Annotated in this window: 2 rRNA genes; both read right to left on the reverse strand. The window is 58.0% G+C overall.

The features are described 5' to 3' along the window. A 23S ribosomal RNA gene (locus R6V09_RS51725) occupies positions 1-1,706 on the reverse strand; the annotation flags it as partial. 314 nt (positions 1,707-2,020) lie between these two features. Next, positions 2,021-2,130 (reverse strand): 16S ribosomal RNA (locus R6V09_RS51730); the annotation flags it as partial.

Here is a 2,130-nt window from a genome sequence, read left to right on the forward strand (position 1 = left end):
GACCACGTCCTACACCCTTACCCCGGGACAACCACCGCCCGGGCTGGACTACCTTCCTGCGTCACCCCATCACTCACCTACTACCACCTTGGGCCGGCGGCTCCACCACTTTCCATTCCCCGAAGGGTCCGGAACGGCTTCACGGCCTTAGCATTAATGGGCTCAATGTTTGACGCTTCACAGCGGGTACCGGAATATCAACCGGTTATCCATCGACTACGCCTGTCGGCCTCGCCTTAGGTCCCGACTTACCCTGGGCAGATCAGCTTGACCCAGGAACCCTTAGTCAATCGGCGCACACGTTTCTCACGTGTGTATCGCTACTCATGCCTGCATTCTCACTCGTGAACCGTCCACCACTAGCTTCCGCTGCGGCTTCACCCGGCACACGACGCTCCCCTACCCATCCCAGCACCCGTTGGGGCTATTGCTGGAATGACACGACTTCGGCGGTACGCTTGAGCCCCGCTACATTGTCGGCGCGGAATCACTAGACCAGTGAGCTATTACGCACTCTTTCAAGGGTGGCTGCTTCTAAGCCAACCTCCTGGTTGTCTCTGCGACTCCACATCCTTTCCCACTTAGCGTACGCTTAGGGGCCTTAGTCGATGCTCTGGGCTGTTTCCCTCTCGACCATGGAGCTTATCCCCCACAGTCTCACTGCCGCGCTCTCACTTACCGGCATTCGGAGTTTGGCTAAGGTCAGTAACCCGGTAGGGCCCATCGCCTATCCAGTGCTCTACCTCCGGCAAGAAACACACGACGCTGCACCTAAATGCATTTCGGGGAGAACCAGCTATCACGGAGTTTGATTGGCCTTTCACCCCTAACCACAGGTCATCCCCCAGGTTTTCAACCCTGGTGGGTTCGGTCCTCCACGAAGTCTTACCTCCGCTTCAACCTGCCCATGGCTAGATCACTCCGCTTCGGGTCTTGAGCGCGCTACTAAACCGCCCTGTTCGGACTCGCTTTCGCTACGGCTTCCCCACACGGGTTAACCTCGCAACACACCGCAAACTCGCAGGCTCATTCTTCAAAAGGCACGCAGTCACGACGTTGCATGCAAGCATGCAACGCGACGCTCCCACGGCTTGTAGGCACACGGTTTCAGGTACTATTTCACTCCGCTCCCGCGGTACTTTTCACCATTCCCTCACGGTACTATCCGCTATCGGTCACCAGGGAATATTTAGGCTTAGCGGGTGGTCCCGCCAGATTCACACGGGATTTCTCGGGCCCCGTGCTACTTGGGTGTCTCTCAAACGAGCCGTTGACGTTTCGACTACGGGGGTCTTACCCTCTACGCCGGACCTTTCGCATGTCCTTCGCCTACATCAACGGTTTCTGACTCGTCTCACAGCCGGCAGACTGTGAAAGAGAGATCCCACAACCCCGTATACGCAACCCCTGCCGGGTCTCACACGTATACGGTTTGGCCTCATCCGGTTTCGCTCGCCACTACTCCCGGAATCACGGTTGTTTTCTCTTCCTGCGGGTACTGAGATGTTTCACTTCCCCGCGTTCCCTCCACATACCCTATGTGTTCAGGTATGGGTGACAGCCCATGACGACTGCCGGGTTTCCCCATTCGGAAACCCCCGGATCAAAGCCTGGTTGACGACTCCCCGGGGACTATCGTGGCCTCCCACGTCCTTCATCGGTTCCTGGTGCCAAGGCATCCACCGTGCGCCCTTAAAAACTTGGCCACAGATGCTCGCGTCCACTGTGCAGTTCTCAAACAACGACCAACCACCCGTCACACACCACTCACGCGATGCTTTACCGGGGCCGGCACTGAAGGCAGCCTGTTACAGCCGTACCCTCAGACACCCAACAGCGTGCCCGGCCCTGCCGTCACTCGTGGTCAGCTTTCCACGCTCCGAAGAGCAGTACTTGCAGCCCGAGATGACGGACAGTGCCGAATAATCAACGTTCCACCCTTGAGCAACCACCGTCGGACATCTGCCGACGTAATGGCCCTGGACCACTGAGCAAGCTCAGCAGCCTAGATGCTCCTTAGAAAGGAGGTGATCCAGCCGCACCTTCCGGTACGGCTACCTTGTTACGACTTCGTCCCAATCGCCAGTCCCACCTTCGACAGCTCCCTCCCCACAAGGGGGTTGGGCCACC

Source organism: Streptomyces sp. W16 (genome assembly GCF_033194735.1).
GTDB lineage: Bacteria > Actinomycetota > Actinomycetes > Streptomycetales > Streptomycetaceae > Streptomyces.